This window comes from Thermogymnomonas acidicola, from assembly GCF_014646795.1.
In the GTDB taxonomy this organism is placed as follows: domain Archaea; phylum Thermoplasmatota; class Thermoplasmata; order Thermoplasmatales; family Thermoplasmataceae; genus Thermogymnomonas; species Thermogymnomonas acidicola.
Map to the genome: position 1 here is coordinate 69810 of NZ_BMNY01000003.1, position 25639 is coordinate 95448.

Annotated in this window: 27 protein-coding genes and 2 tRNA genes; 18 read left to right on the forward strand and 11 right to left on the reverse strand. The window is 56.5% G+C overall.

Features of this window, described 5'->3' with window-relative positions; translation table 11 throughout:
• Positions 1–4 precede the first annotated feature (4 nt).
• Together IEW66_RS07765 and IEW66_RS07770 are read right to left on the reverse strand one after the other, a co-directional pair.
• Positions 5–1144 carry an NAD(P)/FAD-dependent oxidoreductase gene (locus IEW66_RS07765; protein WP_188681675.1) on the reverse strand — a complete coding sequence of 380 codons (1140 nt, stop codon included), beginning with the start codon at positions 1142–1144 and terminating at the stop codon, positions 5–7.
• Positions 1145–1155: 11 nt separating this feature from the next.
• Complete coding sequence (locus tag IEW66_RS07770; RefSeq protein WP_075057601.1) at positions 1156–1395, reverse strand: sulfurtransferase TusA family protein; 240 nt, start codon at positions 1393–1395, stop codon at positions 1156–1158.
• Between the two features lie 484 nt (positions 1396–1879).
• Between IEW66_RS07770 and IEW66_RS07775 the strand changes: the two genes are divergently transcribed.
• From IEW66_RS07775 to IEW66_RS07825, 11 genes are all read left to right on the forward strand, one after another.
• The gene (locus tag IEW66_RS07775; RefSeq protein WP_188681676.1) at positions 1880–2212 is read left to right on the forward strand and encodes a DNA-directed RNA polymerase subunit L; all 333 of its coding nucleotides are present in this window, start codon (positions 1880–1882) and stop codon (positions 2210–2212) included.
• A 10-nt stretch (positions 2213–2222) separates the two neighbouring features.
• On the forward strand, positions 2223–3179 hold the full coding sequence (locus IEW66_RS07780; protein ID WP_188681677.1) for a hypothetical protein: 957 nt from the start codon (positions 2223–2225) through the stop codon (positions 3177–3179).
• 41 nt (positions 3180–3220) lie between these two features.
• Positions 3221–3745 (forward strand): nucleotide exchange factor GrpE, encoded by a 525-nt coding sequence (locus IEW66_RS07785; RefSeq protein ID WP_188681678.1) that lies wholly within the window; start codon positions 3221–3223, stop codon positions 3743–3745.
• 6 nt (positions 3746–3751) lie between these two features.
• Positions 3752–5605: a molecular chaperone DnaK gene (dnaK, locus tag IEW66_RS07790; protein ID WP_188681679.1), complete on the forward strand. Its 1854-nt coding sequence runs from the start codon at positions 3752–3754 to the stop codon at positions 5603–5605.
• A gap of 11 nt (positions 5606–5616) precedes the next feature.
• Positions 5617–6717, forward strand: a complete 1101-nt coding sequence (gene dnaJ, locus IEW66_RS07795) for a molecular chaperone DnaJ (RefSeq protein WP_188681680.1) — start codon at positions 5617–5619, stop codon at positions 6715–6717.
• Positions 6718–6765: 48 nt separating this feature from the next.
• On the forward strand, positions 6766–7206 hold the full coding sequence (locus tag IEW66_RS07800) for a universal stress protein (protein WP_188681681.1): 441 nt from the start codon (positions 6766–6768) through the stop codon (positions 7204–7206).
• Positions 7207–7396: 190 nt separating this feature from the next.
• Positions 7397–7624: a 30S ribosomal protein S17e gene (locus IEW66_RS07805; RefSeq protein WP_188681682.1), complete on the forward strand. Its 228-nt coding sequence runs from the start codon at positions 7397–7399 to the stop codon at positions 7622–7624.
• A 52-nt stretch (positions 7625–7676) separates the two neighbouring features.
• Positions 7677–8126: a hypothetical protein gene (locus tag IEW66_RS07810; RefSeq protein ID WP_188681683.1), complete on the forward strand. Its 450-nt coding sequence runs from the start codon at positions 7677–7679 to the stop codon at positions 8124–8126.
• A gap of 40 nt (positions 8127–8166) precedes the next feature.
• Positions 8167–8856 carry a TenA family transcriptional regulator gene (locus IEW66_RS07815; RefSeq protein WP_188681684.1) on the forward strand — a complete coding sequence of 230 codons (690 nt, stop codon included), beginning with the start codon at positions 8167–8169 and terminating at the stop codon, positions 8854–8856.
• A gap of 31 nt (positions 8857–8887) precedes the next feature.
• Positions 8888–9475 carry a histidine phosphatase family protein gene (locus IEW66_RS07820; RefSeq protein ID WP_188681685.1) on the forward strand — a complete coding sequence of 196 codons (588 nt, stop codon included), beginning with the start codon at positions 8888–8890 and terminating at the stop codon, positions 9473–9475.
• Positions 9456–10163, forward strand: a complete 708-nt coding sequence (locus IEW66_RS07825; protein ID WP_229657572.1) for a uracil-DNA glycosylase — start codon at positions 9456–9458, stop codon at positions 10161–10163. The genes IEW66_RS07820 and IEW66_RS07825 overlap by 20 nt, the downstream gene beginning before the upstream one ends.
• Here IEW66_RS07825 and IEW66_RS07830 read toward each other — a convergent pair.
• Both IEW66_RS07830 and IEW66_RS07835 read right to left on the reverse strand, forming a co-directional pair.
• Entirely contained in the window at positions 10146–11009 is an 864-nt protein-coding gene (locus IEW66_RS07830; RefSeq protein ID WP_188681686.1) for a hypothetical protein, read from the reverse strand. The genes IEW66_RS07825 and IEW66_RS07830 overlap by 18 nt on opposite strands.
• A complete protein-coding gene (locus IEW66_RS07835; protein WP_188681687.1) occupies positions 11009–11317 on the reverse strand; it encodes a hypothetical protein in 309 nt (102 codons plus the stop codon). The genes IEW66_RS07830 and IEW66_RS07835 overlap by 1 nt, the downstream gene beginning before the upstream one ends.
• 109 nt (positions 11318–11426) lie before the next feature.
• On the opposite strand from IEW66_RS07835, the gene IEW66_RS07840 reads away from it, so the two are divergent.
• Positions 11427–13187 (forward strand): ATP-dependent DNA ligase, encoded by a 1761-nt coding sequence (locus tag IEW66_RS07840; RefSeq protein ID WP_188681688.1) that lies wholly within the window; start codon positions 11427–11429, stop codon positions 13185–13187.
• Between the two features lies 1 nt (position 13188).
• On the opposite strand, the gene IEW66_RS07845 is transcribed toward IEW66_RS07840, so the two are convergent.
• The 3 genes from IEW66_RS07845 to IEW66_RS07855 all read right to left on the reverse strand — a co-directional run bounded on the left by IEW66_RS07845 (position 13189) and on the right by IEW66_RS07855 (position 15023).
• Entirely contained in the window at positions 13189–13647 is a 459-nt protein-coding gene (locus tag IEW66_RS07845) for a single stranded DNA-binding domain-containing protein (RefSeq protein ID WP_188681689.1), read from the reverse strand.
• 135 nt (positions 13648–13782) lie between these two features.
• Positions 13783–14616, reverse strand: a complete 834-nt coding sequence (locus tag IEW66_RS07850; RefSeq protein ID WP_229657573.1) for a helical backbone metal receptor — start codon at positions 14614–14616, stop codon at positions 13783–13785.
• 62 nt (positions 14617–14678) lie between these two features.
• Positions 14679–15023: a DsrE family protein gene (locus IEW66_RS07855; protein ID WP_188681690.1), complete on the reverse strand. Its 345-nt coding sequence runs from the start codon at positions 15021–15023 to the stop codon at positions 14679–14681.
• 112 nt (positions 15024–15135) lie between these two features.
• Here IEW66_RS07855 and IEW66_RS07860 point away from each other — a divergent pair, with 112 nt between their 5' ends.
• The 3 genes from IEW66_RS07860 to IEW66_RS07870 all read left to right on the forward strand — a co-directional run bounded on the left by IEW66_RS07860 (position 15136) and on the right by IEW66_RS07870 (position 17008).
• Positions 15136–15621, forward strand: a complete 486-nt coding sequence (locus IEW66_RS07860; RefSeq protein ID WP_188681805.1) for an adenosine-specific kinase — start codon at positions 15136–15138, stop codon at positions 15619–15621.
• Between the two features lie 2 nt (positions 15622–15623).
• A tRNA-Arg gene (locus IEW66_RS07865) sits at positions 15624–15696 on the forward strand.
• Positions 15697–15823: 127 nt separating this feature from the next.
• Complete coding sequence (locus IEW66_RS07870; RefSeq protein ID WP_188681691.1) at positions 15824–17008, forward strand: metal-dependent hydrolase family protein; 1185 nt, start codon at positions 15824–15826, stop codon at positions 17006–17008.
• Positions 17009–17127: 119 nt separating this feature from the next.
• Here IEW66_RS07870 and merA read toward each other — a convergent pair whose 3' ends face one another.
• The 3 genes from merA to IEW66_RS07885 all read right to left on the reverse strand — a co-directional run bounded on the left by merA (position 17128) and on the right by IEW66_RS07885 (position 19151).
• The gene (gene merA, locus IEW66_RS07875; RefSeq protein ID WP_188681692.1) at positions 17128–18564 is read right to left on the reverse strand and encodes a mercury(II) reductase; all 1437 of its coding nucleotides are present in this window, start codon (positions 18562–18564) and stop codon (positions 17128–17130) included.
• A gap of 11 nt (positions 18565–18575) precedes the next feature.
• Positions 18576–18809, reverse strand: coding sequence for a heavy-metal-associated domain-containing protein (locus IEW66_RS07880; RefSeq protein WP_075057611.1), 234 nt, complete (start codon positions 18807–18809; stop codon positions 18576–18578).
• A 269-nt stretch (positions 18810–19078) separates the two neighbouring features.
• A tRNA-Gly gene (locus tag IEW66_RS07885) sits at positions 19079–19151 on the reverse strand.
• 592 nt (positions 19152–19743) lie between these two features.
• Here IEW66_RS07885 and tes point away from each other — a divergent pair.
• Complete coding sequence (tes, locus tag IEW66_RS07890) at positions 19744–21456, forward strand: tetraether lipid synthase Tes (RefSeq protein ID WP_188681806.1); 1713 nt, start codon at positions 19744–19746, stop codon at positions 21454–21456.
• Between the two features lie 164 nt (positions 21457–21620).
• On the opposite strand, the gene IEW66_RS07895 is transcribed toward tes, so the two are convergent.
• Positions 21621–22028: an archease gene (locus IEW66_RS07895; protein ID WP_188681693.1), complete on the reverse strand. Its 408-nt coding sequence runs from the start codon at positions 22026–22028 to the stop codon at positions 21621–21623.
• A gap of 313 nt (positions 22029–22341) precedes the next feature.
• Between IEW66_RS07895 and IEW66_RS07900 the strand changes: the two genes are divergently transcribed.
• A complete protein-coding gene (locus tag IEW66_RS07900; protein WP_188681694.1) occupies positions 22342–22887 on the forward strand; it encodes a pyruvoyl-dependent arginine decarboxylase in 546 nt (181 codons plus the stop codon).
• Between the two features lie 5 nt (positions 22888–22892).
• The gene (gene leuS / locus IEW66_RS07905) at positions 22893–25625 is read left to right on the forward strand and encodes a leucine--tRNA ligase (RefSeq protein ID WP_188681695.1); all 2733 of its coding nucleotides are present in this window, start codon (positions 22893–22895) and stop codon (positions 25623–25625) included.
• Positions 25626–25639: the final 14 nt, after the last annotated feature.

A 25639-nucleotide genomic window follows, 5' to 3' on the forward strand; every position in this document is an offset into this window, starting at 1 on the left:
CACCTCATATGAGACCTCTCACCACACTGGAGAAGTAGGTGCTGGAGTAGGTCCACTTGATCAGGAAGTCAGACATGCTCTCGAAGGTGGCCTTCGGGGAGCTGCTGTAGGATGAGTAGAAGGTCATGCCCCTCCCCACCGAGGTTGCGGCGTTGAATGCGTTCTCGCCCATGTAGGTAGACGGAGTGTAGTTGCCGCCAACCTCCATTGCTATGCGGTTCGCGATGTAGGTTGCCTGGAAGTGCGCAGCACTGCCCGTCTTGTCGATGGGCAGCTTAGCAGCGTCCCCGGCAACGAACACCTCCGGGTGCTCCTTCAGGTTGAGTGTGTTCCTGTCAACCTCTATGAAGCCCATGTCGTCCCCGAGGGACGAATCCTTGACGAACCTCTGGCCCCTGTGCGGTGGGACTGCAACGAGGAGGCTGTAGTTTAGCTTCTCCCCCTTGACTGAGATGACCTCCTTGTTCTTCGGGTTAACCGTATTGACCTCGAACTCCTTGTGAACCTCTATGCCCTTGGAGCCGAGCAGTGAGGCGATCTTGCCTGCAGTCGAGCTGTCAGAATAGATGCCTAAGCTGGGCATCAGGAAGTGTATCTTGGACTTCTGGAGCAGCCCCTTGGATTCCAGGTAGTCCCTGGCCATGAGGGCGAACTCGAAGGTTGAGGATGGATAGGATATGGGGCCTGCGCACTGCCCGATGACGAGGTTGCCGCCCTGGAAGCTGTCCATGTACTCCTGCAGTTCCATGGCCCTCTGCAGCGTGTAGAAGTGTCTCGCCTCGCCCTCAAAGCCCGGGACCTCCTCAGGTGCCAGCCTGGCGCCACTGGCTATTACGAGATAATCGTAGGACAGTGTCCTCCCGGACCTCAGGGTGACGAGCCTCTGGTCCACGTTAACCCTCACCACCTCCTCTTTCACGTAATCGATCCCGGCGTTGAAGAGGAACTCAGGAGGCTTGTAGCACTCCTTGTAGTCCTTGAGCTTCAATGGGATGAACATGAAGTCTCCCTTGTAGTAGTGCCTCTGTGAGTTGCCAACCACCCTGACCTCAGCCCTCTTGCCAGCTAAGAACTTTAGTTTGTTTGCCACAACGGTTCCAGCAGTCCCATCACCTATTATGAGAACACTAGCCAGGCTTGCCATAGACTTAACACCTACCTCACTTTTTCCACTATGATCTCCCTGTATCCATCGCCATGTGCCACCCCAAGAACCCTGTTACCCGTCTTGATGCTCCAAGACCTTATATCGATCTCGGCACCCGGGTCCGTCACGAGTGCGCTTACCACAGTACCTGCAGGCAAAGGTGTGACCCTCCTCACAAATTCCCTGAGGGGGGCAGGACATTCCATACCTCGGAGGTCCAGCACATGGGACACAGACGGGTACTCCATTGAACAGAGATTACATACATGTTATTAAGAAGTTCCCATCAGGTGCATTCCCCCAGAGGGCGCAAGGGCAGCCACTGCCCCGGCCACTTCAAAGTGGCGCTCACCTTACCGTGCTCACCCAGCCGGGATCCGGGTGGTCTTGTGGGTGCCATTACGGGGTGGGGAGACCAGTGCGTACATACGACGTTTATCCACTCCTTCCAGCCGGGCGCACGGTTATGCAAGATCAAGATTGGGTCTCCGGAGGTGCTGTGACCACCACAAGGCAAGGCTGTGCCGGGAGCAACCCGCACTGGTGGGATGACGGGTGGCAGATTCAAGCTCATGGCCCTGGCAGAGGTTCCGGAAATGACGTTGTACCGCTGGTGGAAACACTGTGGGTCCATGCTGGTTAAAGGCGGCGGCCCAGCCCATATGGCCAGGTCAAAGTTCTGCCGCGGCCGGGGAAGTGAATATTATTTATATCCGGAACAAATCAGCGCCTATGGAAGCCAGGTTCACGGTTGTGTCCAAGGAGAAGGACACAATTGTGCTTGAGATGGTCAATTACGATAACACCCTCCTGAGGCCACTCATGGAGGAGCTCCTTCACGACGAGAACGTCGAGGAATCGAGATACTACATCAAGCACCCCCTCATCGATAACCCACAGATAACCGTGAAGGTGAAGAGCGGCAAGCCACAGGCCGCAGTGAAGAGGTCCATAAGGCGGCTCATAAAGGTATACGAGGGCATGCACCAGGACCTCCAGAAGGAGCTGAAAAGGCTCTCGGCAGAGCCGCAGAAGGGGGAAGCCATAGAGAGCAGGAGCCAGTGAAAATCATCTGATGGACACCTTTATCGTGGAGTTTTCCGGAGAGCTGAACGGTGCCCCTGGGGCCGAGCTCAGGGCCCTGCAGGACACATCCGGTGAGTTTAAGGTGGAGAGGGAGGGTGAGAGGTTCGCCCTCATAAGTGGCTTCTCGGACTACCTGAGGGACGCTGCCTTCATCAACCACGTGAGCAGGCTCATGGTGACGGCTGATGACTACACTGCCCTGAAGGGGGCCAGCATCCCGGAAGGGCGCTTCTACGTCAGGGTCTCAGACATGAGGGGCTGCCATGACAGCTCCTTTGAGAGGGTTATAGGAGATGTGCTTGGTGCAAGGGGCAGGGTGTCATTCGAGCACCCGGACTTTGTGCTGAGGGCCATACACTCGGACCGTTGGTACCTGGGCCTGGCAGTACACTCCAGGGACCCGAAGCAGTTCGAGGGCAGGAGGGCCCCGCTGAGGCCATTCTTCTCGCCTGTATCGCTCCACCCCAGGTACGCCAGGCTACTCGTCCACATGTCAAGGTGCAGGAAGGGTGAGACGCTCCTTGACCCCTTCTGCGGCACGGGAGGGATCCTCATAGAGGCAGGCCTCACGGGGCGCAGGGTCATTGGCAACGATGTATCCCTCAACATGGCCTACGGTGCCAGGCTCAACCTCAAGTACTTCAGGATCGACGGGACGATCCTGAACACCGACATTTCAAAGCTTGATGTTGACGGCGTTGACGCGATTGCCACCGACATGCCATACGGTAGGAACGCGTCCATAAGAGGGCACAGCAGGGGTGACTTCTACAAGGTGTCGTTTGAGAGGATGCGCTCCCTCCTGAGGAACGGCAGGTACGCATCTGTGATAGTGTCAGACTTGAGCGTCCTGGAAATGGCGGATGGCTTCCGGCTCGTCGACTGCGTGGCCGTGAGGCAGCACAGATCGCTGACCAGGTACTTCTGCTCCCTCCGTGCGGAATAGTTAAGTTAATATAGAAGTGTAAAAATACGTGAGAGGTGCGGATGAATTCGGCCTCACGCAGGATAGCCTCACCCATAGAGACAGAGATGCGCAACTCCCAGCTCAGGAACATGGAGAGGAACAGCAACTCAGTCAGGCAGATGAATGAGGAGATCTCAAGGCTAAGGCAGAGGGAGAGCGAACTGGTTCAGTACGTGGCGAGGCAGAGAGCAGACTTGGAGAACTTCATCAAGGCCAAGGAGAGAGAGGTCAGCATGCAGGTCAGGAACGCCGGCCGGGAGGTCATAAAGGCGCTCCTCCCTTTCCTCGACAGCCTGGAGGCGGCACAGCGCTCCGACCAGACCGGACAGATGAAGGCACTTTACGACCAGGTGATCAACATATTATCTTCGTTTGGATTCAGGGTCATAGAGGCTAAGGGGAAGAAGTTCAACCCGTACGTGCATGAGGCCATCGCTGTTACCTCGTCCGATGAGGACGGCAACGTGCTTGAAGAGGTACAGAGGGGTTACATGCTCAACGACGAAGTCCTCAGGACCTCAAAGGTAGTGGTTGGGAAGAGGTGATGTGAGATGGGAAAGATAATCGGTATTGACCTGGGCACGAGCAACTCGGCTGCCGCCGTTGTTATCTCTGGCAAGCCTGTTGTTATACCAAGCGCAGAGGGTGTCTCCATAGGTGGAAAGTCGTTCCCGAGCTATGTGGCCTTCACCAAGGAGGGGGACCTGCTGGTTGGCGAGCCTGCTAGGAGGCAGGCACTCCTGAACCCTGAGGGTACCGTGTTCGGTGCCAAGAGGAAGATGGGCACAGACTACAAGTACAAGATATTCGGGAAGGAGTACACCCCGCAGCAGATATCAGCCTTCATACTCCAGAAGATCAAGAGGGATGCCGAGGCCTTCCTCGGAGAGCCCGTGACTGAGGCCGTCATAACAGTCCCTGCCTACTTCAACGACAACCAGAGGCAGGCCACAAAGGACGCGGGCGAGATAGCCGGCCTAACTGTCAGGAGGATAATCAACGAGCCCACGGCTGCGTCCCTGGCCTACGGCATTGACAAGCTGAACGAGAACCTCAAGATCCTCGTGTACGACCTGGGTGGAGGTACGCTGGATGTGACCATAATGGACTTCGGCGACGGCGTCTTCCAGGTTCTCTCCACTTCGGGTGATACTCAGCTGGGTGGCCAGGACATGGACGAGGCCATCATAAGGTTCCTCGCTGAGGACTTCAAGAAGAAGGAGGGCATAGACCTCCTGCAGGACAGGAACGCATATATCAGGCTCAAGGACGCAGCAGAGAAGGCGAAGATAGAGCTGTCGTCCACACTGCAGGCGGAGATCGACCTGCCATACATAACCGCCACTCCGCAGGGGCCCAAGCACCTTAGGTACACGCTCACAAGGGCGAAGCTGGAGGAGCTTGTTAGGCCCATAATAGAGAGGTCAAAGGGCCCGCTGGACAAGGCGCTGGAGGCGGCCAAGCTCACGAAGAACGACATCAACAAGATAATCCTCGTCGGGGGTCCAACCAGGATGCCCATAGTCAGGAAGTACGTGGAGGACTACTTCGGAAGGAAAGCCGAGGGTGGCGTGGATCCCATGGAGTGCGTGGCCATAGGGGCTGCCATACAGGGCGCGGTGCTGGCCGGGGAGATAAAGGACATAGTCCTACTGGACGTCACGCCCCTGACCCTGGGCATAGAGACCCTGGGCGGTGTAATGACGCCCATAATACCGGCAAACACCACAATACCCACGAGGAGGTCGCAGATCTTCACCACCGCTGCGGACAACCAGACGGCAGTGACCATCCACGTGCTCCAGGGAGAGAGGCCGATGGCTGCCGACAACGTATCACTGGGCATGTTCAACCTCGTCGGCATACCCCCAGCCCCGAGGGGAATACCGCAGATAGAGGTCACATTTGACATAGACGCCAACGGCATCCTGCACGTCTCAGCTGTGGACAAGGGATCGGGCAAGCAGCAGAGCATAGTGATAAACGCAAAGAACAAGCTCACGAAGGAAGAGATAGAGAGGATGAAGAGGGAGGCAGAGCAGTTCGCGGAGCAGGACAGGAAGAAGAAGGAGCTCGTGGAACTGATAAACAACGCGGAGAGCCTCATATACACATCGGAGAAGACGCTGGACGAGCTGGGCAGCAAGGTTGACGATGAGACGAAGAACAAGGTCAGGAACACCATAAAGGAGCTGAGGGAGGCTATTGAAAGCAAGGACGAGGCCAAGATCAGGCCCATCTACGACAGGCTGAGCAAGGAGATACAGGAGGTCGGCATGAAGGTATACCAGCAGGCCTCCGCAGGCCAGGCTGGCCAGCAGGAGCAGCAGTCGGGGCAGTCCAGCCAGGGCGGGCAGGGTACCAGCGGCGAAAAGGTCGTCGACGCCGACTACAAGGAGAAGTGAAGGAATAGCAGATGGCAAAGGACTACTACAAGATACTGGGTGTAGACAGGAACGCAACGAAGGAAGAGATCCAGAGGGCGTTCAGGCAGCTTGCCAAGAAGTACCACCCTGACGCCAACCCGGACAACCGGAAGGAGGCGGAGGAAAAGTTCAAGGAGATCAGCGAGGCCTACGAGGTGCTCTCCGATGACAACAAGAGGCGCATGTACGACCAGACAGGCACAGTGGACTTCGGTGGCGGCAGGCAGGACTTCACCTGGCAGGACTTCACGCACTTCGATGACTTCTCCGACCTCCGTGACATATTCGAGAACATATTCGGCTCATTCGGCTCCAGCACATTCTTCGGGGGCTTCAGGAACACAGGCCCAAACTTGGACATGGCCATAGAGGTGCCGGTTACCCTCAGGGACGTATACACCGGTTCGAAGAAGGAGGTCAGGTACAGGAGGAACGCCACCTGTGAAGCCTGCCACGGCACGGGCTCCGCCACAGGGCGTCTCGTGACCTGCAGCAGGTGCAACGGTACGGGCCAGGAGAGGATAGTGCAGGGGCAGGGCTTCTTCAGGATGGTCTCAGTTACCGTGTGCAGGGACTGCGGCGGTAGGGGCCAGGTGCCCGAGAAGGTCTGCACCAGGTGCGGTGGCTCCGGGGCAGTGCCCCAGACCGAGACGCTGGAGGTCTCCATACCGAGGGGTGCGCCCGATGGGCTGAGGCTCAGGGTAAGGTCAAAGGGCCAGTCATACCAGGGGAGGACGGGCGACCTCTACATAGTCCTCAGGGTATCGGAGGATGGCTCTGTGAAGCGCGTTGGGGACGACCTTTACGTGGACCTGGAGGTATCGTTCCCAGAGGCGGCCCTCGGCGCGGAGAAGGAGGTCGACGTCTTCGGCCAGAAGGTGCAGGTGAAGATCCCTCCGGGGACGCAGCCCAACGAGAACATTAGGCTGAAGGGCCTCGGCATGCCACACCTGAACTCAAGGGGCTCTGGGGACCTCTATGTAACCGTGAGGCTAACCGTGCCCAAACACCTGACCCAGAGGCAGAGGGAGCTGCTGGAGGAGTTCATGGGGGAGCAACCCCACAAGAAGCACTCCTGGATAAGGGGCTGAAACTTACAAAGAAAAATATAAATTTTACCTCAAGCATGGGAAAGACGGATGAAGATACTGATAGCGTTCGACAACTCCAGCGCCTCTAGGCAGGCACTGCTTTTTTCACTTAAGTTCAGGCCTGTGGTCGAGGAGTACATCGTGGCCTACGTGATGCCCCAGATCGTCGGGGCGGCACCGACCTTCGATGCGTACGTCCCGGCAACGGTCTACGAGAGGCAGGAGCAGAACGCAGAGACGATCCTGGATTCAGCCCGGGAACTCGTGAAGGACAGCGGCATAAACCTCACACTTGTGAAGATCGATGCGGCTGGTGACCAGGTCGCAAGGGCACTTTACAGGAATGCGCTTGAGAGGGGCGCGGACCTGATAATAACAGGTACAAGGAAGCTCACGGGCCTGAGCAGGGTCCTACTGGGCTCTGTGAGCTCTGAGCTGATAAAGGTGAGCAGGATACCTGTGCTTGTTGTACCTCCGCCGCCGGAATAGGTCCCATCCATCATGTGGGGCACTGGCAGGGAAGTTGTTTTATGCACAAACTCAATACCCCTATGGATCAAGGGTAAAGAGTGAAGGGGATCACAGGCGCATGGCCCCGGCAGCCTTCCCGCTGCAGAGGCCTCAGGGAGGGCATTCCCAGGGGCCAGTCCAAGGATCACCTGGCAAACGGAGGATGTGTATGGGAAGCATCAGGCCATCAAACATAAAGAGGATCGCTGAGGATCTGGTGGAGAAGAACCCCGGTTACTTCACCGAGGACTTCTATAAGAACAGAGAGATGCTTAAGGGAGTGATAACGGGGGTCAGCAAGAGGACCGAGAACCTCATAGCGGGCTACGTGACCCGCTACGTCCTGAAGAAGAAGGCCAGGCAGAAGAAGGAAGAGGAGGAGGGCCTGGCCTCCTGACCTGGCACTTTGTTCCAAAACGGTTCTATATTGGTCTCCAGATCTGGCACTGATGGCTCTATACATCAGTGCGGCCTTGGGGACACTACTCATCCTAGTAGTTGACCTCGTGCTCGAATCTCTCTGCATATACGCGGCAGCAAGGATAGTGGCTGGGGAAAGGGCCACATTTGGCAGGTCTGTGGTGGCAGCCATTGTGGCGCCTGCCGTCCTACTCTTCCTCCTGGGAGCGTTAGGCCTCGCTTCCGCTGTGGTGCCATTCTTCGTCATAGTCCTGCCCATAGCCCTGATTGTCCTGATAGTTGTGCTGAGCTGGGTCTACGCGGAGATATTCCGTACTGGCCTTGTGGGCGGATTCGTCATAGGCCTGCTCGCAACGGTGTTCACTTTCCTCACGGTTTTCATAGTCTCTGCGTTCCTGGTGTCTGTGCCATATGTCCACATACCGGTGGTGCACCCGAGGCCAATGGGAGATATTATGTATACAATATTATCTTTTTAACATAACAAATATTAATATACCGTCATTGGGATCTCAGGTTATGGAAAAACAGGTCTCCGGTTTCTACGGCGAGATGTACTCGTTTGTCAAGAAGCACGCTGCAACCGATAACGACTTCATCAACAGGTTCGCAGAGGGAAGGGTATCGGAGAGCGAGTTCCTGAGGTTCGCTGTTGAGTTCTACCATTTCACGAGGGAGTGGCCGGCAATATTATCCACCCTCCTTGTGAACACGCCTGATGAGAACGATGCTGCGTCCCTCACAACGATACTCGTCTCCGAACTCGGTGACACAGACCCGTGGAAGAGGCATGAGCTCCTGTACAGGAAGTTCCTGAGGAGCATAGGCCTCGAGCCCAGGGAGCTGGTTGGCCAGCGCAAGCTGCCCACCACCCAGGCATGGCTGGACGGCATGAGGAACTACTTCTCTGGCGACCACTTTGAGGCGCTGGGAGCGGAGTTCGGCCTTGAGAACATGGCGATTCCGATGTGGGACAAGCTCCTCCCCGGCCTGAGGAAGTGGAAGGAGAGGGGAGGCAGGTACGCGAACATGGACATAGAGTACTTCACGTTCCACAGGGAGCTGGAGGAGCACCACGAGGAGGCAATGGAGAACGTGCTGGGCCAGCATGTGAACGATCCAGTGGCCAGGGCAAAGTTCAGGGCCGGTGCGGACGGCATCCTGAAGCTAGAGGAGGCATTCTGGCTGGGCCTTGCGGACAGGAAGTAACTGTTTTTAAGAATCCTTTATTCAAGTGTCCGTGAAGCTGATACTCCTGAGGCACGGCCAGACGGACCAGAACAGGAGTGACAGGTGGCAGGGTGTCCAGGATCCCGATCTGAATGAGGTGGGCCTCAGGCAAGCGGAGCTGGCCTCAGCTGCACTGAGGAAGTACGGCATCTCCAGGATATTATCGAGCCCTCTCAAGAGGGCGAAGCAGACAGCGGCAATAGTGGCCAGGGAAGCGGGGCTCACTGTCCGGGAAGACCCAAGGCTGGTTGAGAGGAACCTGGGGCCCTTTGAGGGCCTGACAACGCATGAGATCCTGAGAATCACGGGCCTCAGGAGCTTCTCGATAACCTCAAGGGAGATCGACGCCTACGCTGGGGTTGAGAAGTGGTCCCAGGTCGTCGAGAGGTCGCGCTCCTTCATAGGATCTGTCTCGGTCCTCGATGGCGTTACCCTAGCTGTTACCCATGGTGGCTTCATGCAGGCTGCCGTGGACATACTCCTGGGCGATGGCCACTCCCCTGTCAGGTTCGGGAACTGCGGGTACCTTTACGTGCACACTGTGGACAGCCTGGTCCTTGAGCATGAGGTGGTGAGGCTTGAGGAATACGTGCACTGACAGTGCTGGCTGGAAGAGCATTGACGAGATGAACTCCGAGCTAATTGAGTGCGTGGCCTGCCCCAGGCTGGTGAAGTTCAGGGAAGAGGTAGCGCAGAGGTACAAGAGGTACAGGGAGAGGTTCTGGTCAAGGCCAGTGCCCGGTTTCGGCGACATCTCAGGGCGTATCCTCATACTCGGCCTGGCCCCGGCGCCTGCCGGGGGCAACAGGACAGGCAGGGTATTCACAGGCGACAGGAGTTCCGACTTCCTTGTCTCGTGCCTCCATGAGGTCGGCATTACAAACAAGCCGACATCGGAGAGCAGGGATGACGGCCTACAGTACAGGGACGCATACATAACCGCGGCAGTGAAGTGCGTCCCTCCGGACAACAGGCCAGAGAGGGAGGAGATGGAGAGGTGCTCAAGGTACCTTGACTACGAGATCTGCAGCATGGGGAACCTGAAGGCTGTAGTTGCTCTCGGCTCCATAGCGTTCAGCGCTTTCAAGTCGTACGCGAAGAGGAGGGGTGCCGATACCAGGGGAATGAGGTTTGAGCACGGCAAGTCATACAGTGTGCTGGGGGTTAGGCTCTTCTGCCTGTACCACCCCAGCCCGAGGAACGTCAACACGGGAAAACTCACCAGGGACGCATTCATAAGGGGCCTCAAGGAGGTGCTTCAGTACGTCTCAGCCCAGGACAAGTGACGCAGCCTCCTCCGCCAGTTGCCTGATTGACCTGTAACTGAGGGGAGACCCCATGGGCACGCTTACTGTGAAGGTGAAGCCGCCGTGGTCGAACCTGTACAGCACGGGGGTCATCTCTCCGGAGAGCAGGGCCATACCATCTCTCACTCCCAACCGGAGGAAGTTACCGTCCCTGAAGGCATACAGGGAATGGCTGATGGCAGTGCTGTCTGTGAAGTCTATCCAGCCCTCCGCGCTGCCCTGCCTGTAAACTGCTATGCAGTGGGAGGCCTGGCCCTCCCTGTACACGCCGAAGGAATCGAGCACCAGGGCACCATCACCCAGCTCGATCTCCCTCCCTATGGGCCTCCAGAGCATCCTCGATACCCTCTCCTCCTCGAACCATCCGGTGCCCGCATGCCTGGCCAGAAAGGACCTCTCCACAAAAGTCTCCGGGACCGGGTTCCCTATACCGTAGAGGCCCTGGACTATGGCTCGGAGAACGCCGGTGCCACCCCTGTACCTTATCTCTGCATGGGTGTAGCCTGCCTGCAGGGACGCTGCCTGCTCACCCCTGTAGTCCCTGCCTGTGTGCACAGTAATCGTTCCGACTGAAAATGCCACGACATTGCTGTAAGAGTCAACGAACGATGACATGAGGTTCTTAGGAAAACCCGGGTAGAACCAGTCCAGGTAGAACTCCTTGACCGTGAAGGGGTGGCCAAGGGCAACGCCCTCGATCCTTAGAGATGCCCACCTCTCGCCCTCCGGCCTTAAGGTCAACTCACCTGCAGAGGCATGTCCCAGTGCCGGGAAAGGCAGCCTCATCCTCCTTATGGAGGATTCATCCACCTGCTTTACCTGCATCAGTGCTGTATCTCTTCCACCTCATTTGTCCCTTTCTTCCTCTTTGTGCCGGCCTTCTTCTGCGTGGCGGGCTGGGCCATGCTCATGACCTTCTCGCTTATCTCGCTGAACATGCCCCTGACCTCAACAAGGGTCCTGGCCATCTCCTCCCTGACCTCCTCAACCTCATGGCTGAAGTCCGGGAGTTCCTGCTTCTGGCTGAGCGCACTCTGGATCTGGCCCCTGAGGCCCTCTATCTCCTCCCTCTCCTTTGCAAGCATCTCCATTATACGATCCAGCTTAGCGGTCACATCCGCCTTGAAGGACATGCAATGTAACAACAACAGGATAAATATAAATGTATGCTAATTGTCCGACGCCACCCTGGATGGGATTGCGTTGCTGAAAGTTTTTAATTGCCGGTGGCTTATGAAAACGATGCTCTTCTCCGAAGCTACAGAGGTCTTTGAGAAAATGTCCAGGACCACGAAGAGGCTCGAGCTCACCTCACTCCTCTCCGAGCTTTTGAAGCGGGCAGGAGACGACCTTGAATACCTTGTATACCTGGTGCAGGGAAAGCTCCTTCCTGACTACAGGGGCGTTGAGCTGGGCATGGCGGAGCAGCTCATCCTCCGTGCACTGTCGGAGGTCTCCTCGCTGGACGGCGAGGAAATAGAGGAGATGTACAGGAAGACAGGTGACCTTGGCGAGCTCGCAGGCCAGGTTGTCTCCTCAAGGGCCCAGGGCACCCTTTTCAGGCAGGAGCTCACCGTCAAATATGTGTACGATTCGCTCATGAAGGTCGCGACGTCGAGCGGGCAGGGCAGCATCAGGGTAAAGATGTCGATATACAAGGACCTCATAATGAACTCCGACCCAAGGGATGCGGTTTACATAACAAGGATAATAAACGGGAAGCTGAGGCTCGGCGTTTCCGATGCGACCATACTTGATGCCCTCACGCTCTCCTTCGCGGAGCCGGGCCTGAGGGATGGGGTATCTGAAGCCTATAACTTCTACCCGGACCTTGCATATATAGCGCGGCTCCTGAGGGAGGGTAGGATAGATGATGTACTGAAAATAGGCCCGCAGCCAGGTGTCCCGGTGAAGGTAATGCTGGCGGAGAGGCTGAGCAGCGTCCATGAGATCATGGAGAAGATGGGCGGGAGGGCCGCATTCGAGTTCAAGTATGACGGCATAAGGGTGCAGGTGCACGTCTTCGGTGGGCAGGTCCGCATATTCTCCAGGGGCCTGGAGGAGACCACCGGCCAGTTCCCGGACATCGTCAGGGCCGTAAAGGAGGAGGTGAAGGTGGAGAGCGCCATACTTGACGGCGAAGCAGTGCCAGTTAACCCTGAGACGGGTGAGATCTACCCTTTCCAGGTGGTTTCACAGAGGCGCGGGAGGAAACATGACCTGGAGAGGGTGAGCGAGGAGGTACCGATAGTGGTCTTCTTCTTCGACATCATATACCTGAACGGTAGGCAGCTCCACAGGGAGGCCTATGGGGAGAGGAGGAGGCTCCTCAGGGAAACGGTCAGGGAGAGCGAGAGGCTCAGGATAGCGAGGACACTTGTTTCCTCAGACGAGGGGGAGGTGGAGAGGTTCTTCAACGAGAGCATAGAGTACGGATGCGAGGGCCTCGTGGCGAAGAGCCTCTCCGAAAACTCAATTTACAGGGCAGGAGCCAGGGGGTGGCTCTGGATCAAGCTGAAACGGGACTATGAGGCGGAGATGAGCGACTCGCTTGACCTGGTGGTTGTGGGCGCATTTAGTGGCCACGGCCGCAGGGGAGGCACGTACGGGGCACTCCTCATGGCCGCTTACGACCAGGAGAAGGACGAGTTTGTGACCGTCTGCAAGCTGGGCTCTGGCTTCAACGACGAGATGCTCTTCTCCCTCCCGAAGATGTTCCAGCAGCTGGTCACAAAGGAAAAGCCGGCAAGGGTGAACTCGATCATGGAACCGGACTTCTGGATCTACCCCTCAGTGGTGCTGGAGGTCAGGGGGGCAGAGATCACGCTCAGCCCGGTGCACACCTGCGCCATGGGCACGGTCGCTAGGGACTCCGGCCTGGCGCTGAGGTTCCCACGCTTTACCGGAAAGATCAGAAACGATAAGAAGCCTGAAGACGCAACCAGCGTAATGGAGATCCTGGAAATGTTCAGGAGCCAGAAAAAGAAATCAGTGGGCGAGTAGTTCACTCGTCCTCGTTGTCGTAGTTCCTTCTGTCGAAGGAGCCGTTTCTCCTCCCCTCGAACCTCCTCGGGCCGCTCCTGTAGTGGCCGCCGTTCCTGAACTGGGGCTCGTACTCCTTCTCGCTCATGTCGAGTTCCTCGTTCACTTCATCGACGGCCTCCGGGCCCTCCTTTATGGAGCCGTACTTGCCCACATTGAGCCTCATGTGGCCCTTGACCAGGGTTATGTAGCCGTTGTCGATGTATATGGTCTGTCCCTGGGAAGCCTGACTTGCCTGGTCACCCCAGAGCGACAGCGTTATCTTCCCCGTGTCGTCTGCGATCACGACTTCGGTCACGGACTTTTCCTCGCCGAACCTGGTCTGGATCACCTTTGGCTCACCGACGTTCAAAACCTTCCCCAAAACATTGACCCTTCTGGATGAAGGGCTCAGGTCCTTTATCTTGGTCACACCTTCCATTCCTATTCTTCCTCTGTTTGGTTTTTATAATTCAACCATGTATGTGCAGTGACTATTTAACCTTATGGTATCTCTCCCTTCTGCGCATCCGGACTGGCATGGCTGGCCACCATGGAGCTGGTACGGCAGCGTACACTAGATCCCATCCAGGCCCTCGATCCTCTTCCTGATGCCAAGCAGCCATGGAATCGCATCAGTTATGAACGAGGGCCCGTGGTGCGCAAGGAAGTCCAGCTTCCCGGGAGTTATGAAGACGTTCCCCTTCCTGAAGGCCCTGGTCTGTGCCAGCCCCCTCCTCCTCATCTCGGCCTCGAACTCCTCTCGCTTGAAGTTCGAGAACATCTTCGGCTCGTATATTATGACCTCCGGGTCGATGGCAGCGGTCTCCGCATCGTCTGGCTTCAGCCACTCGCTGTCCCTCCTGCCGTAGACGGACTCAAAGCCGCAAAGGTGCAGGGCATCAGTTATGTAGCTGCCTATGCCGAAGGAGACCGGGCCCCCCAGGTCGATCTCCACGTACGCGGGAATGCGCTCGCCATCGTACGGATCGGGCATGCTGCCCTCAAGCCTGCACATGAGGTCCATGGCCTGCACAGGGCAGCCCAGGACGGCACCGACCCTCTTCACCATGTCGAGGATTCCGGGAACGCTAGAGGGCAGTTCCAGGGTGAAGGTGGTGAACTCCCTGGAGACCTCCTCCATGGACCTTGCCTGGTAGCCTGAAACCGCGAGTATCAGGTCAGGCCTCACCTCCCTGAGGACCTCTGGCCTGGCATGCGAGTAACTCCCGACCCTCCTTACCCTCTTTGCTTCTTCCGGCCTCTGGCAGAAGGCCGATACGCCGACAAGCCTCGAGCCCTGCCCCAGCATAAATACCGTCTCCGTTATTGCAGGACTCAGGCTAACTATCCTCTCAGGGTGCTCGGGCAGTTCCCTTGGCCTGAACACCGGCTCATAGAACACAGGCACATGACGGGATGAAAACGTGGGAGAAAAAGATCGTTGTCCAGGATTGCAGCAATTTGGCCATCCTAGAACGTCATGACAGCGTATCCCTGCTTGATGTAGTTGGCGATGACAGGGCCCACGGGCTCCATGGGTATACTCTTCTGCAGGAGCAGGTCCTTTATCCCATTGTTTTCAGCGACCCTGGAACATGCAAGGACGTTTATGCCGGCATCCCTCAGGTTCTTGACCCCGGCCTCGAACTCCTTGTCCCCTGAGGCAATGGCCTTCTCGCTCGGGCCGAAGAATATGACCTTCACGTCGCTGAACAGGCCCCCCTTCTTCGTGTTCGCTGCGAAGTTCATGCCCGATATGGCCTTCTCCTTGCCCTCCATGCCGGAGGATATTATGACGAGAACCTTGTCCGTCATATGTGTGCATTGGAGGCCACTAGATAAACTTATACCGTCATCCGGGTAGCAGGGTCTCAGAGCCTGCCAGGTGATGGGAAAAAAGGTTAAGGTGGAACCCATGACAATCACCATGGTGGAGATCGACGAGGTCAGGATAGATTTCCCGCAGGGCTGCAACGTGATACTGGGGTACTCGCACTTCATCAAGACCGTGGAAGACCTCTACGAGATAGTGTCATCATCCGTTCCAGGAGCAAAGTTTGGCCTGGCCTTCTCCGAGGCATCCGGAGACAGGCTGATCAGGTACGAGGGCACCGACCAGGAACTCATCAACGTTGCAGTGGAGAACCTGAAGCGGGTGTCGGCGGGCCACACCTTCATGGTAGTGCTGAGGAATGCATATCCAATCAACGTGCTGAACGCAGTCAAGATGTGCCAGGAGGTGGGATCAGTGTTCGCGGCCACTGCGAACCCACTGAGCGTGATAGTGGCAAGGACTGAGCGCGGCAACGGAGTCCTCGGAGTCGTTGACGGCTACTCGCCCCTTGGCGTCGAGGGAGAGGAGCACAGGAGAAAGAGAAAAGAATTGCTTAGGAATATAGGTTACAAGCTCTGACGGGGCTCGTGGTGTAACGGATCATCATTTAGGCCTCCGGAGCCTACGATCCGGGTTCGAATCCCGGCGAGCCCGTCTCCATTTTTGGAATAGAGAGGAGAATGCGGAAGGTGCAGGCACGCACTGGGGAAGGTATAGCCTTTCACTTTCTGGATTCCCCTGTACCCTGGTTTTTTTATCCACGCCTTGCGTTACCAGTGCGATGATATTCAGGGGCAGAGTCTTCGATGGGGAGACCGTGCTGGAAAGGGCGGAGGTATCCGTGAACGAGGCAAGCGGCGAGATCGAGTACGTTGATGAGACCAGGCAGGGCACGAACCAGGTGAACGGTAAGGCCATTGACAGGGACATCACGGTACTGCCGGGACTCATAGATACGCACATACACTTCTTCGGGACCGCATCGCATGACCTCGCTGACTGGGTTCTGGAGCCTGTGGAGGTACTGGTCGTGAACAGCGTCAACGATGCCAGGCACCTCATACGCGCTGGGTTCACCACTGTCAGGACGCTGGGTGATAAGGTTTCGCTGGGCCTGAGCAGGGCGGAGAAGGTCGGATCGCTGTACGGCCCCAGGATAGTCTCCGCAGGCTTTTCCATAGCGGAGACCGGTGGGGACGACGACCCCAAGTTCCTCCCTTACGAGGTGGCGAAGGCCCTCTCATATTCCTATTACTGCGATGGCCCGTGGGAGTGCAGGAAGGCCGTCAGGCTCAACATTCGTAACGGGGCGGAGGCCATCAAGGCCTATGCCTCCAGGAGCTTTGTGGGTGGTGGGCAGATAAAGCCGGAGCTGACTGTGGAGGAGCTGTCGGCCATAGCGGAGGAGGCGCACAGGGCCCACCTAAAAGCGGCCGCACACGCCTACGGCGAGGAGGCCATCAGGAACACGGTGGATGCCGGCTTTGACAGTGTTGAGCATGGCCTGGGCCTGACGGAGGACCTCGCGGAGGAGATACGGAAACGGGGCATGTTTTACACTCCCACGCTCTCTGCATACATGAGGGAGCGCAGAGACAGGGTCCCATACAGGGACGAGATGATCGAGAGGCACATCTCCAGGGAGATGGAGATCGCAACAGGGGTGGGCCTCAGGATAGCCTGCGGTACAGACTACGTGGGCACAAGGACGGAACCACACGGTATGAACTACCGCGAAGTCCTGTACCTGCAGAGGTATCTCGGGCCAGTTGGCGCTCTGAGGGCCGCCACGTCCACAGCTGCCGACTGCATAGGCAGGCCAGACCTGGGCCGCCTGGCCAGGGGCAAGAGGGGAGACATCGTTGTGGTGAGCGGCGACCCCACAAAGGACGCATCGAACCTGGAGCCAGACAGGATCCTCTTTGTGGCAAAGTCCGGGAAGACAATGTTGGAACGCGGTGCCTGATGCCCTTCTGCCCATTCCCGGTGCATTTTCCAGGGGCCCGGTACCCCTGGAATACCGGTATCAGTGCCCACGTGGAAGGCAACGTGGCCCACGGAGGGCGGGTGCATGTCCCTGTGCACTCACTCCACACAGCATGACATCCTGGATATATCACGTGCAAACGCCTGCGCTGCCAGTTTTATGCCCTCAGAGATAGAGGGGAATATGTGGGCCGTGGAGATGATGTCGTCCGTTGTGTAGCCGTACTTCACCGCATAGGCTCCCTCCGTGATTATGTCCGTGGCGTTCGGTGCCAGCGCATGGACCCCAACAATCCTGCCGCTGTTCGGGTCAATGACGATCTTGATCATTCCACCACCCTCTCCCATTATTGTCGCCTTCGTGAGCTGTGACAGGGGCAGGACCCTGCAGGAACAGGCGCCTGCCATTTTCGAGTACTCCTCCTCCGTAACACCGACACCGGCGACCTGCGGGTAGGTGAAGACGGCCCATGGGGTGGAACTGTAGTCTATCCTCATGTCATCGCCGAACATGTTGCTCACCGCAACCACACCTTCCCTTGCTGCCAGGGTCTCGAGGTACATCTTCTTGGAGACGCAGTCACCCGCAGCGTATATACCCTCTCTGGACGTCCTCATGTCCGTTCCAGTCATAATGTATCCAGCCCTGTCAGTCTTGACACCGGCAGCCTCCAGGTTGAGTGCATCTGTGTTCGGGACCCTGCCTGTGGCAACCAGTACCTCATCCACCTCTATTTCCTCGGTGCCCCTGTGTGTCAGCACCTTCACAGCCTTCCTCTCTCCCTTCTTACTCACACTCATGACCCTGGCCTTGAGGTAGAACCTCATGCCCTCCTCTTCCAGCCTCTTCAGTACAGCATCTCCTATCTCGGGTTCCGTCTGCGGGAGGAGCCTTTCCATGGCCTCAACCACAGTGACCTCGGAACCAAGGTGGGCAAGGGCCTGCCCGATCTCGAGGCCTATGGCACCGCCTCCTATTACGAGGAACGAGGCCGGTAGGCGGTCCAGGTCCCACACGGTATCGCTTGTCAGGAATCCGGACTCGCGCAAACCATCTATGCTGGGCACTGAGGGCCGTGAGCCGGTGGCTATGAGTATGTTGGGCGCAGATGCCCTGGCCTTGACACTGCCACTGGCGTCATAGATCTCAACAGTCCTGCCATCTAGGAACCTGGCCTTCCCCTCTATTGCTGTGACGTTATCGTATGCCTCGATGACATTCACATATTTCTTTTCCCTCGCTTCCCTGACGTAGGACCTGAGGCCATCCATGATCCTACTGAAGTCGTAGTTCACCTGCGAGGGCACTATGCCCTCAATCCTGGGGTGCTGCGGGTAGTACACTGAATGGGATGCTTCCAGGAGGTACTTTGAGGGGACGCAGCCCACATTTACGCATGTCCCTCCTATTTTCCCGTAACCCACCATGCCTATGCTCATCTGCCCGCCGCTGAGCTCCGAGGCCTTTATCGCTGCTGAGAAGGAGGCCGCCCCCCACCCGATGATGAGTAGGTCGAAGTTCTCTTCCTTAACCATCCCGGGTCACCTCACCTCTCCGTCACAATCGCACGGTACCTGTACGGCTGCCGGAACACCCTGGCCCTCAGTATTTCCTCAGGCCTCACCATATCTGGATCGATGTAGACCTGAGCCTTCCCGTCCTTCAGCAATACATCTGCCCTGACTACTCCGGGTACCTCCTCTATGCCCTTCCTCACCGTCAAAACACACTCATCGCAGGTCATTCCGAAGATCCTTATCTCGACCCTCCTGGGTTCCATAACTGGTCATTACACTTGCCTTAATATAGGGGAAAGTAAAGATTCCTTTACCTGTAGCCTGACCTCTGGCACCTGGCCATTGAACCACACACCACAGCAGGCGTTGGGTTCAAGGCGCCACTGCGCAGCCCCGGTCTTCCACGTCTACTGTGACTGGGTCAAGGCCAATATGGAGGGCGATCGGGCCCTCACGGGAAAAAGGCCGTACTGTGCGGGTAGACAATAAGGGCCGTGAGGGTCTAGATACAGGGCAGGGATGAAAACCAGATTGCGGGTGCCGGGATTTGGACCCGGGGCACGAGCTTGGCAAGCTCGCGTGTTACCAGGCTACACCACACCCGCTCAGCAGTCTGATAGCTAAGATCAAATTAATTTTATGCTAACACGCCAGCATGGCCCGGGGTTCGGGAAAGCTGTGCGGCATTACCCTGGGGTAAGGGTAGCGCAGTGAATGGTTGTCCGAAGTGAGGTTGGCTTCAGAGGCACGCCCTCTGGACTGAACGAGCGCCATAAACAGGGGCCACATGTCAACGGGTTCCGACCGGAACATTGTGCATGTTCTTAGTGAGATTAGCTACAACTCCCATGCTATGGTTGTAGCAAAGCGGTGCCAACCTTATAAATCAATATATAAATATTGTGCAGGCCACATTTGTTAAGATCCCGTCTAGAATAGGTTCCATGGATGATCATCATTATTCCAGTGAGTTTGTGGTGGTTGTCAACCAACGCACTAAAACAATCTGAGAATATTTCGCTGAATAGCATACAAAAATATTTTAATACTCTTAGTTTTCATAGTTAAAGGAAACAGGTGATTCCTGAGATGATGGTATCTGAAGAGAGAGTGAAGCATCCCGAAGTCAGATTCGCTGATGACTTCGAGATCAGTAAAAATGCGCCGTTCAAGACTGTCGATGAGTTCTTGGACAGCATGGGACACCTAATCACCCCTGATATGCTCCTCATAAGGGTCACGATGAGCCTATGCCCCATCTGCGTCGACGACGAGAAGTTCGACCAGATGAGGATACCTGCAATCGTATATGAGCAGGCCGGTGAGGTCAGGCTCATAAAGGAGTGCGCGGAGCACGGCATAACGAAGGAGAAGTACTGGGAAGACTATGAGATGTACAAGGAGGCAAAGAAGTGGCAGGACGGCGGTGTGAGGATACTTAACCCGCACGTTGCCTATCTCGAATCGAAGATAGTGTGCCCGACGCACTGCGGGCTGTGCATAAAGCACAAGTCACACACCGGCCTTGGAAACGTAGTTGTGACCAACAGGTGCGACCTCTCCTGCTGGTACTGCTTCTTCTACGCAAAGGAGAACGAGCCCATATACGAGCCCACGCAGGACCAGATAAGGATGATGCTCCGCAGGATGAGGAACGAGAAGCCTGTGGGTGCCAATGCAGTCCAGATAACCGGTGGGGAGCCAACAATACGTGATGACATAATAGACATAATCAAGATAGCCAGGGAGGAGGGTTACGAGCACATACAGCTGAACACGAACAGCATAAGGGCTGCATTTGACCCCGACTTCCCGAAGAGGATAAGGGCAGCAGGATCAAACGTCATATACACAAGCTTTGATGGCCCGACACCCAGATCGAACCCGAAGAACTTCTGGGAGATACCTGCTGCACTGGAGAACTACAGGAAGGCGCCGCTCGGCGTTGTCCTCGTCCCGACGGTTATTGGTGGCATCAACGACATGTACCTGGGGGACATAATACGCTTCGGCCTCTCCAACATAGACGTAGTGAGGGCGGTTAACTTCCAGCCGGTAAGCCTGGTCGGCAGGATGCCTGACAGGATGAGGGAGAAGCAGAGGGTGACCATACCTGGCTGCATAAAGAAGATCGAGCAGCAGACGGACGGGCTGATAGGCAGGGAGGACTTCTTCACCGTTCCGTCCACAACGAAGGTCTCGAACTTCGTGGAGCAGCTGAAGGGCCAGGAGACATACAAGCTCTCCATCCACTTCGCGTGCGGCATGGGCACCTACATCTTCAAGGACGGTGACAGGATCATACCGGTGACCAGGTTCATAGACGTCAAGGGAATGTTCGAGTACATAGGTGAGCTAGCAGACGAGATAAAGGGCTCCAACTTCAAGACACTCAGCAAGGCCATGACAACGACTAAGCTGCTGATGAAGCTGAAGAAGTTCGTTGACTACGAGAAGGCGCCCAGGGACTTCAAGCTCAAGGACATGGTCTACAACGCGTTCACGGAGGGCGACTACCATGGCCTCAAGGCGTTCCACTACAAGACGATGTTCATAGGCTTCATGCACTTCATGGACCCGTACACATACGATGTGGACCGTGTGGAGAGGTGCGACATCCACTACGCCATGCCTGACGGCCGTGTGGTGCCTTTCTGCGCCTTCAACGTGATACCCGAGCTCTACAGGGATGCCACCCAGAGGAAGTACTCGATACCTGCGAAGGTGTACGAGGAGAGGACAGGGAGGAAGATAAAGCAGGACAAGTACTTCAGGGACTACACGCTGGAGGAGAAGAAGCAGATCATAGCCTTCTACGAGAGGAGCATAGGCAGGAAGCTCAGGGACGACGAGATAGGCATGAACCTTGAGGACCCCGTTCCTGTGATATCCTCAACCAAGCCTGAGTGAGTGGGCCACACTCCAATTTCTTTCATTCCCATTCATTTCAGGCAGCAGGTAACTCCACCTTTAATTTCGTGTTTTCAGATGCGTTCTCACAGCTGCAGGAACCGGGACTTTACATGCTATCCTGTCGGTGTGAAGGGACATCCAGCAGAAACTCCGCCTGCAGGCTACACGTCAAAAACCAGGAAGGCGTATCCCTTCTCTGGCGATATCTCGATCATATGGTACGTGGGGGCCTTAAGTGCATACCTGACCTCTGCCCCCTCGGGCAGCGGGGATCCAGAAAGCTCAAGGGATGCGCTCCAGCCCTCCTTGAGGTAGAGCACGTCGCAACCGAAGTAGAGGACCGAAGTGGTCTCGAAGAGGTATATCACCCTTGATAGGGCCTCAACGAACACGTCCTCAACGCTGTGTCCCTCCACGTCCACTATGGTGCTGGATACGGGATAAAGGTTTGCCGTGTCGTAGAAGAGGTCGGCTGCCGCATACACTGAGTTGGCAAGCAGCTCCTCGTACGTGTTCCCGAAGACCCTCACGGCCACGTCAGCGGTGTGATCGACTATCTCGTACCTCAACAGGATTTGCATACGGCTAAATTATAAAAATTTATTGTGTTACCATCAGAGCAAAAGGCCGGCCGGCGCGTTTCCAGTCCACGCGGGTCCAACGGTGTGCCTGCAGGCCCCCATCCCTTGATCAGGGCCCATCCTGCCATCCCCGTCCAGGGCGCCCACTGGCCTTAACTGGTCTCCTGTGTCCTGAAATCATTGACAGCAGTTTTACTGTCACGCCGTGTGCAGGCATGCTCGGATCCTAGCCCCCGCCACTCACCGCAAAAGGGAGACCTCCATCACGAAAAACTTAACCTATAAGCACATTCAGGTGCAGATGAATGACTTTGTCCCGAAAAAGGTCTTCTTCACAAGGGGCGTGGGAAGGAGCAGCAGCCAGCTGCAATCCTTCGAGGAGGCCCTGAGGGATGCGGGAATAGCACAGTTCAACCTGGTGAGCATAAGCTCAATCTTCCCTCCTTATGCCGAGGTTGTGCCTCGGGAGGAGGGCCTGAAGATGCTCAGCCCTGGGCAGATAATATTCACCGTCCTGGCCAGGAACTCATCCGACGAACTGAACAGGATGGTCTCCTCGGCCATAGGGCTCGCCATACCCAGGGACAGGAGCAGGTGGGGATACCTCAGCGAGCACCACAGCTTCGGTGAGACGGAGAACATGGCTGGCAGGTACGCGGAGAAGCTAGCTGCTGAAATGCTGGCCAGCACCATGGGCATGAAGGACAAGCTGGTGTGGGATGAGGAGAAGGAGGAGTACTCCCTGGAGGACAAGATACTCAAGACGAGCCACATTGCTTCTAATGCCGTGGTGCTCCGCAATGGCGAGTGGACGACCACAGTAGCTGCGGCTGTGCTCATAGTGTGATGCGTATGGACCCGGAGATTGAGAGGAAGTGGCAGAGGAAGTGGGCCGAGGCCAGGCTGTTCGAGCCACATGTGGATGCCAGCAGGCCGAAGTTCCTGATAACCGTCCCGTGGCCATACACCAATGGCTCGCTCCATGTCGGCCACGGCAGGACATACACTCTGGCAGACATAATCGCGAGGTACAAGAGGACCAGGGGTTTCAACGTGCTTTTCCCCATGGCGTTCCACCAGAGCGGGACGCCCATAATCGCATTCTCAGAGCGGCTAAGGAACAGGGAGAAGAAGATCGAGGAGCAGTACATATCATACCTGAGGGAGTACGAGGATGAGGGAAGGATACCTGAACTGCTCGAGAAATTCCAGGACCCGAAGGCCATAGCGGACTATTTCTCTAACGCGATAGTGAACGACTTCTCCGCCCTCGGCTACTCCATCGACTGGACAAGGCGCTTCACGTCAGCGGACGAGGTTTACCAGGACTTTGTCAAGTGGCAGTTCGAGAAGCTCAACTCCATGGGCTACATAAAGCAGGGGAGCCACCCGGTACTTTACAGCGTCAGGGACGAGAACGCGGTGGGCGAAGACGACATAGCGGACGGTGATGTGGACAAGGTAACGATAGAGGAGTTCACAGGAGTGATATTCAGTGGCAGGGACTTCGACATCGTTGCCGCTTCGCTCAGGCCGGAGACGATATTCGGGATAACGAACCTCTGGATCTCGCCCTCAGCGCAGTACGTGCTGATGGAACTTGAAGGCAGAAGGGTCGTGGTCTCCAGGGAGGCCTCGGAGAAGCTGGGCTACCAGTACAGGGGTGCCAGGGTGATCAGGCCTGTGGAGAAGGCCGAGGTCATGGGTGCGAGCTTCAGGGTACCCATCACGGGCAGGGAGGTCCCGGTGCTTGAATCTGCCTTCGTTGACCCCGACAACGGCACTGGCATTGTTTACTCGGTGCCTGGCCACTCCATATGGGACCACGTTGCGCTCAGGGAGTCCGGGGCTGACATGGGCCCGATCAAGATCATATCGGTGCCGGAGGGAAGCGCCACTGTGGAATCACTGGAAACGGAGATGCACGTTACGGGCATATCCGAGGCCGACAAGCTGAGGGAGGCCACACAGCGCCTGTACAGGGACGAGTTCTACAACGGTAAGATGCTAGAAAACTGCGGCGAGTTCTCCGGGCTCCCGGTGAAAGAGGCAAGGGAAAGGGTCAGGGAGAGGCTTCTCTCATCTGGCTCCGCAATAATCGTTTACGAGACGTCAAGGAAGGCCGAGACAAGGTCAGGGTCCAAGGTCGTCGTGGCAGTGCTCCAGGACCAGTGGTTCATAGACTACTCTGTCCCGGAGTGGAAGGAGGCGTCCCACAGGCTCATAGACTCGATGCTGTACGTCCCGGAATACTATGCGAAGCTCATGCACGAGGCCGTGGACTGGCTCCGGGAGAGGCCGTGCGCCAGGAGGCGTGGCCTGGGCACCAGGTTGCCGTTCGATGAGAGGTGGGTCATTGAATCTCTCTCCGATTCCACCATATACCCGATAGTCTACACGAACATCAGGGAACTGGTTCAGATAAGGGAGATCCTGGGCTCCGTGCCGTACGACCTCATGGACTACATCTATGGCTATTCCGGCATAGATGGGAGCAGGTATGATAGCAGGGTCATCGAGCTGGCGAGGAGGGCCAGGGAGCAGCGCGAGTACTGGTACGGTGTGGACATAAGGCTAACAGCCTTCCCGCACCTCTCCAACCACCTGGCATTCTACATCATGAACCACTCTGCGCTCTTCAGGGGCAGGGACCTGCCGAAGGGCCTGATAATAACGGGCCTTGTCGTCTCTAACGGTGCCAAGATATCGAAGAGCAAGGGGAACGTGGTCTCCCTCCTTACAATCTCCAGGAAGTACTCTGCGGACATCTACAGGCTTTACGTGGCCGTCAACGCGGACATATCCACGAACCTGGACTGGAACGAGACTGATGTATCCGCGCTGAGGAAGAAGTACGAGATGTTCGTGGACCTCATGGAGAACTTCAGGCCCACGGAGGGGGAGGAGGACATAGACAGGTGGTTCGTTTCGAGGTTTTACATGCACATGAGGGCCTTCATAGATAGCATGGAACAGTACTCGATCAGGAACGCGTATGTCCAGATATTCTACGAGGTTCTGAACGACATAAGGCGCTACCAGACCAGGGGCGGGGACGTGAACAGGGGCCTCGGCAAGGTGCTGAGAGACTGGCTCATCTGCATGATGCCTGCCATACCGCATACCTGCGAGGAGTACTGGCACAGGCTCGTTAAGGACTCCTTTGTGAGCACTGAGAGGATCGATGTGGAAATAGACGGCAGGATAGACTGGGGCACAATAGAATCTGAGGATTACCTTGACAGGGTTGTGGAGGACATACGCTCCATACTGAAGGCAACATCCCTTAAACCCAAGAGGATAGTGATAGGCTGCCACTCACAGAGGGCCAGGAGGATAGCGGAGATGATCCTCTCAGGAAGGCAGAACGAGCTGGACAGGGAGGAAAGGTCTTTCATTCCAGACTTCATGAAGAACAGGAAGAACATATCGCTCCTCTCAATAGACGAGGCGGCTGTGCTTGAGAGGAACAGGAAGTACCTGGAGGGCCTCTTCAGCACTGAGGTTGTGGTAACGGTAAGGGACCTGAGTCCCAGGGGCAAGAACCCGTGGCCAGGGAGGCCGGCCATAGTGCTAGAGGAATGATCTCATTTTTAAGA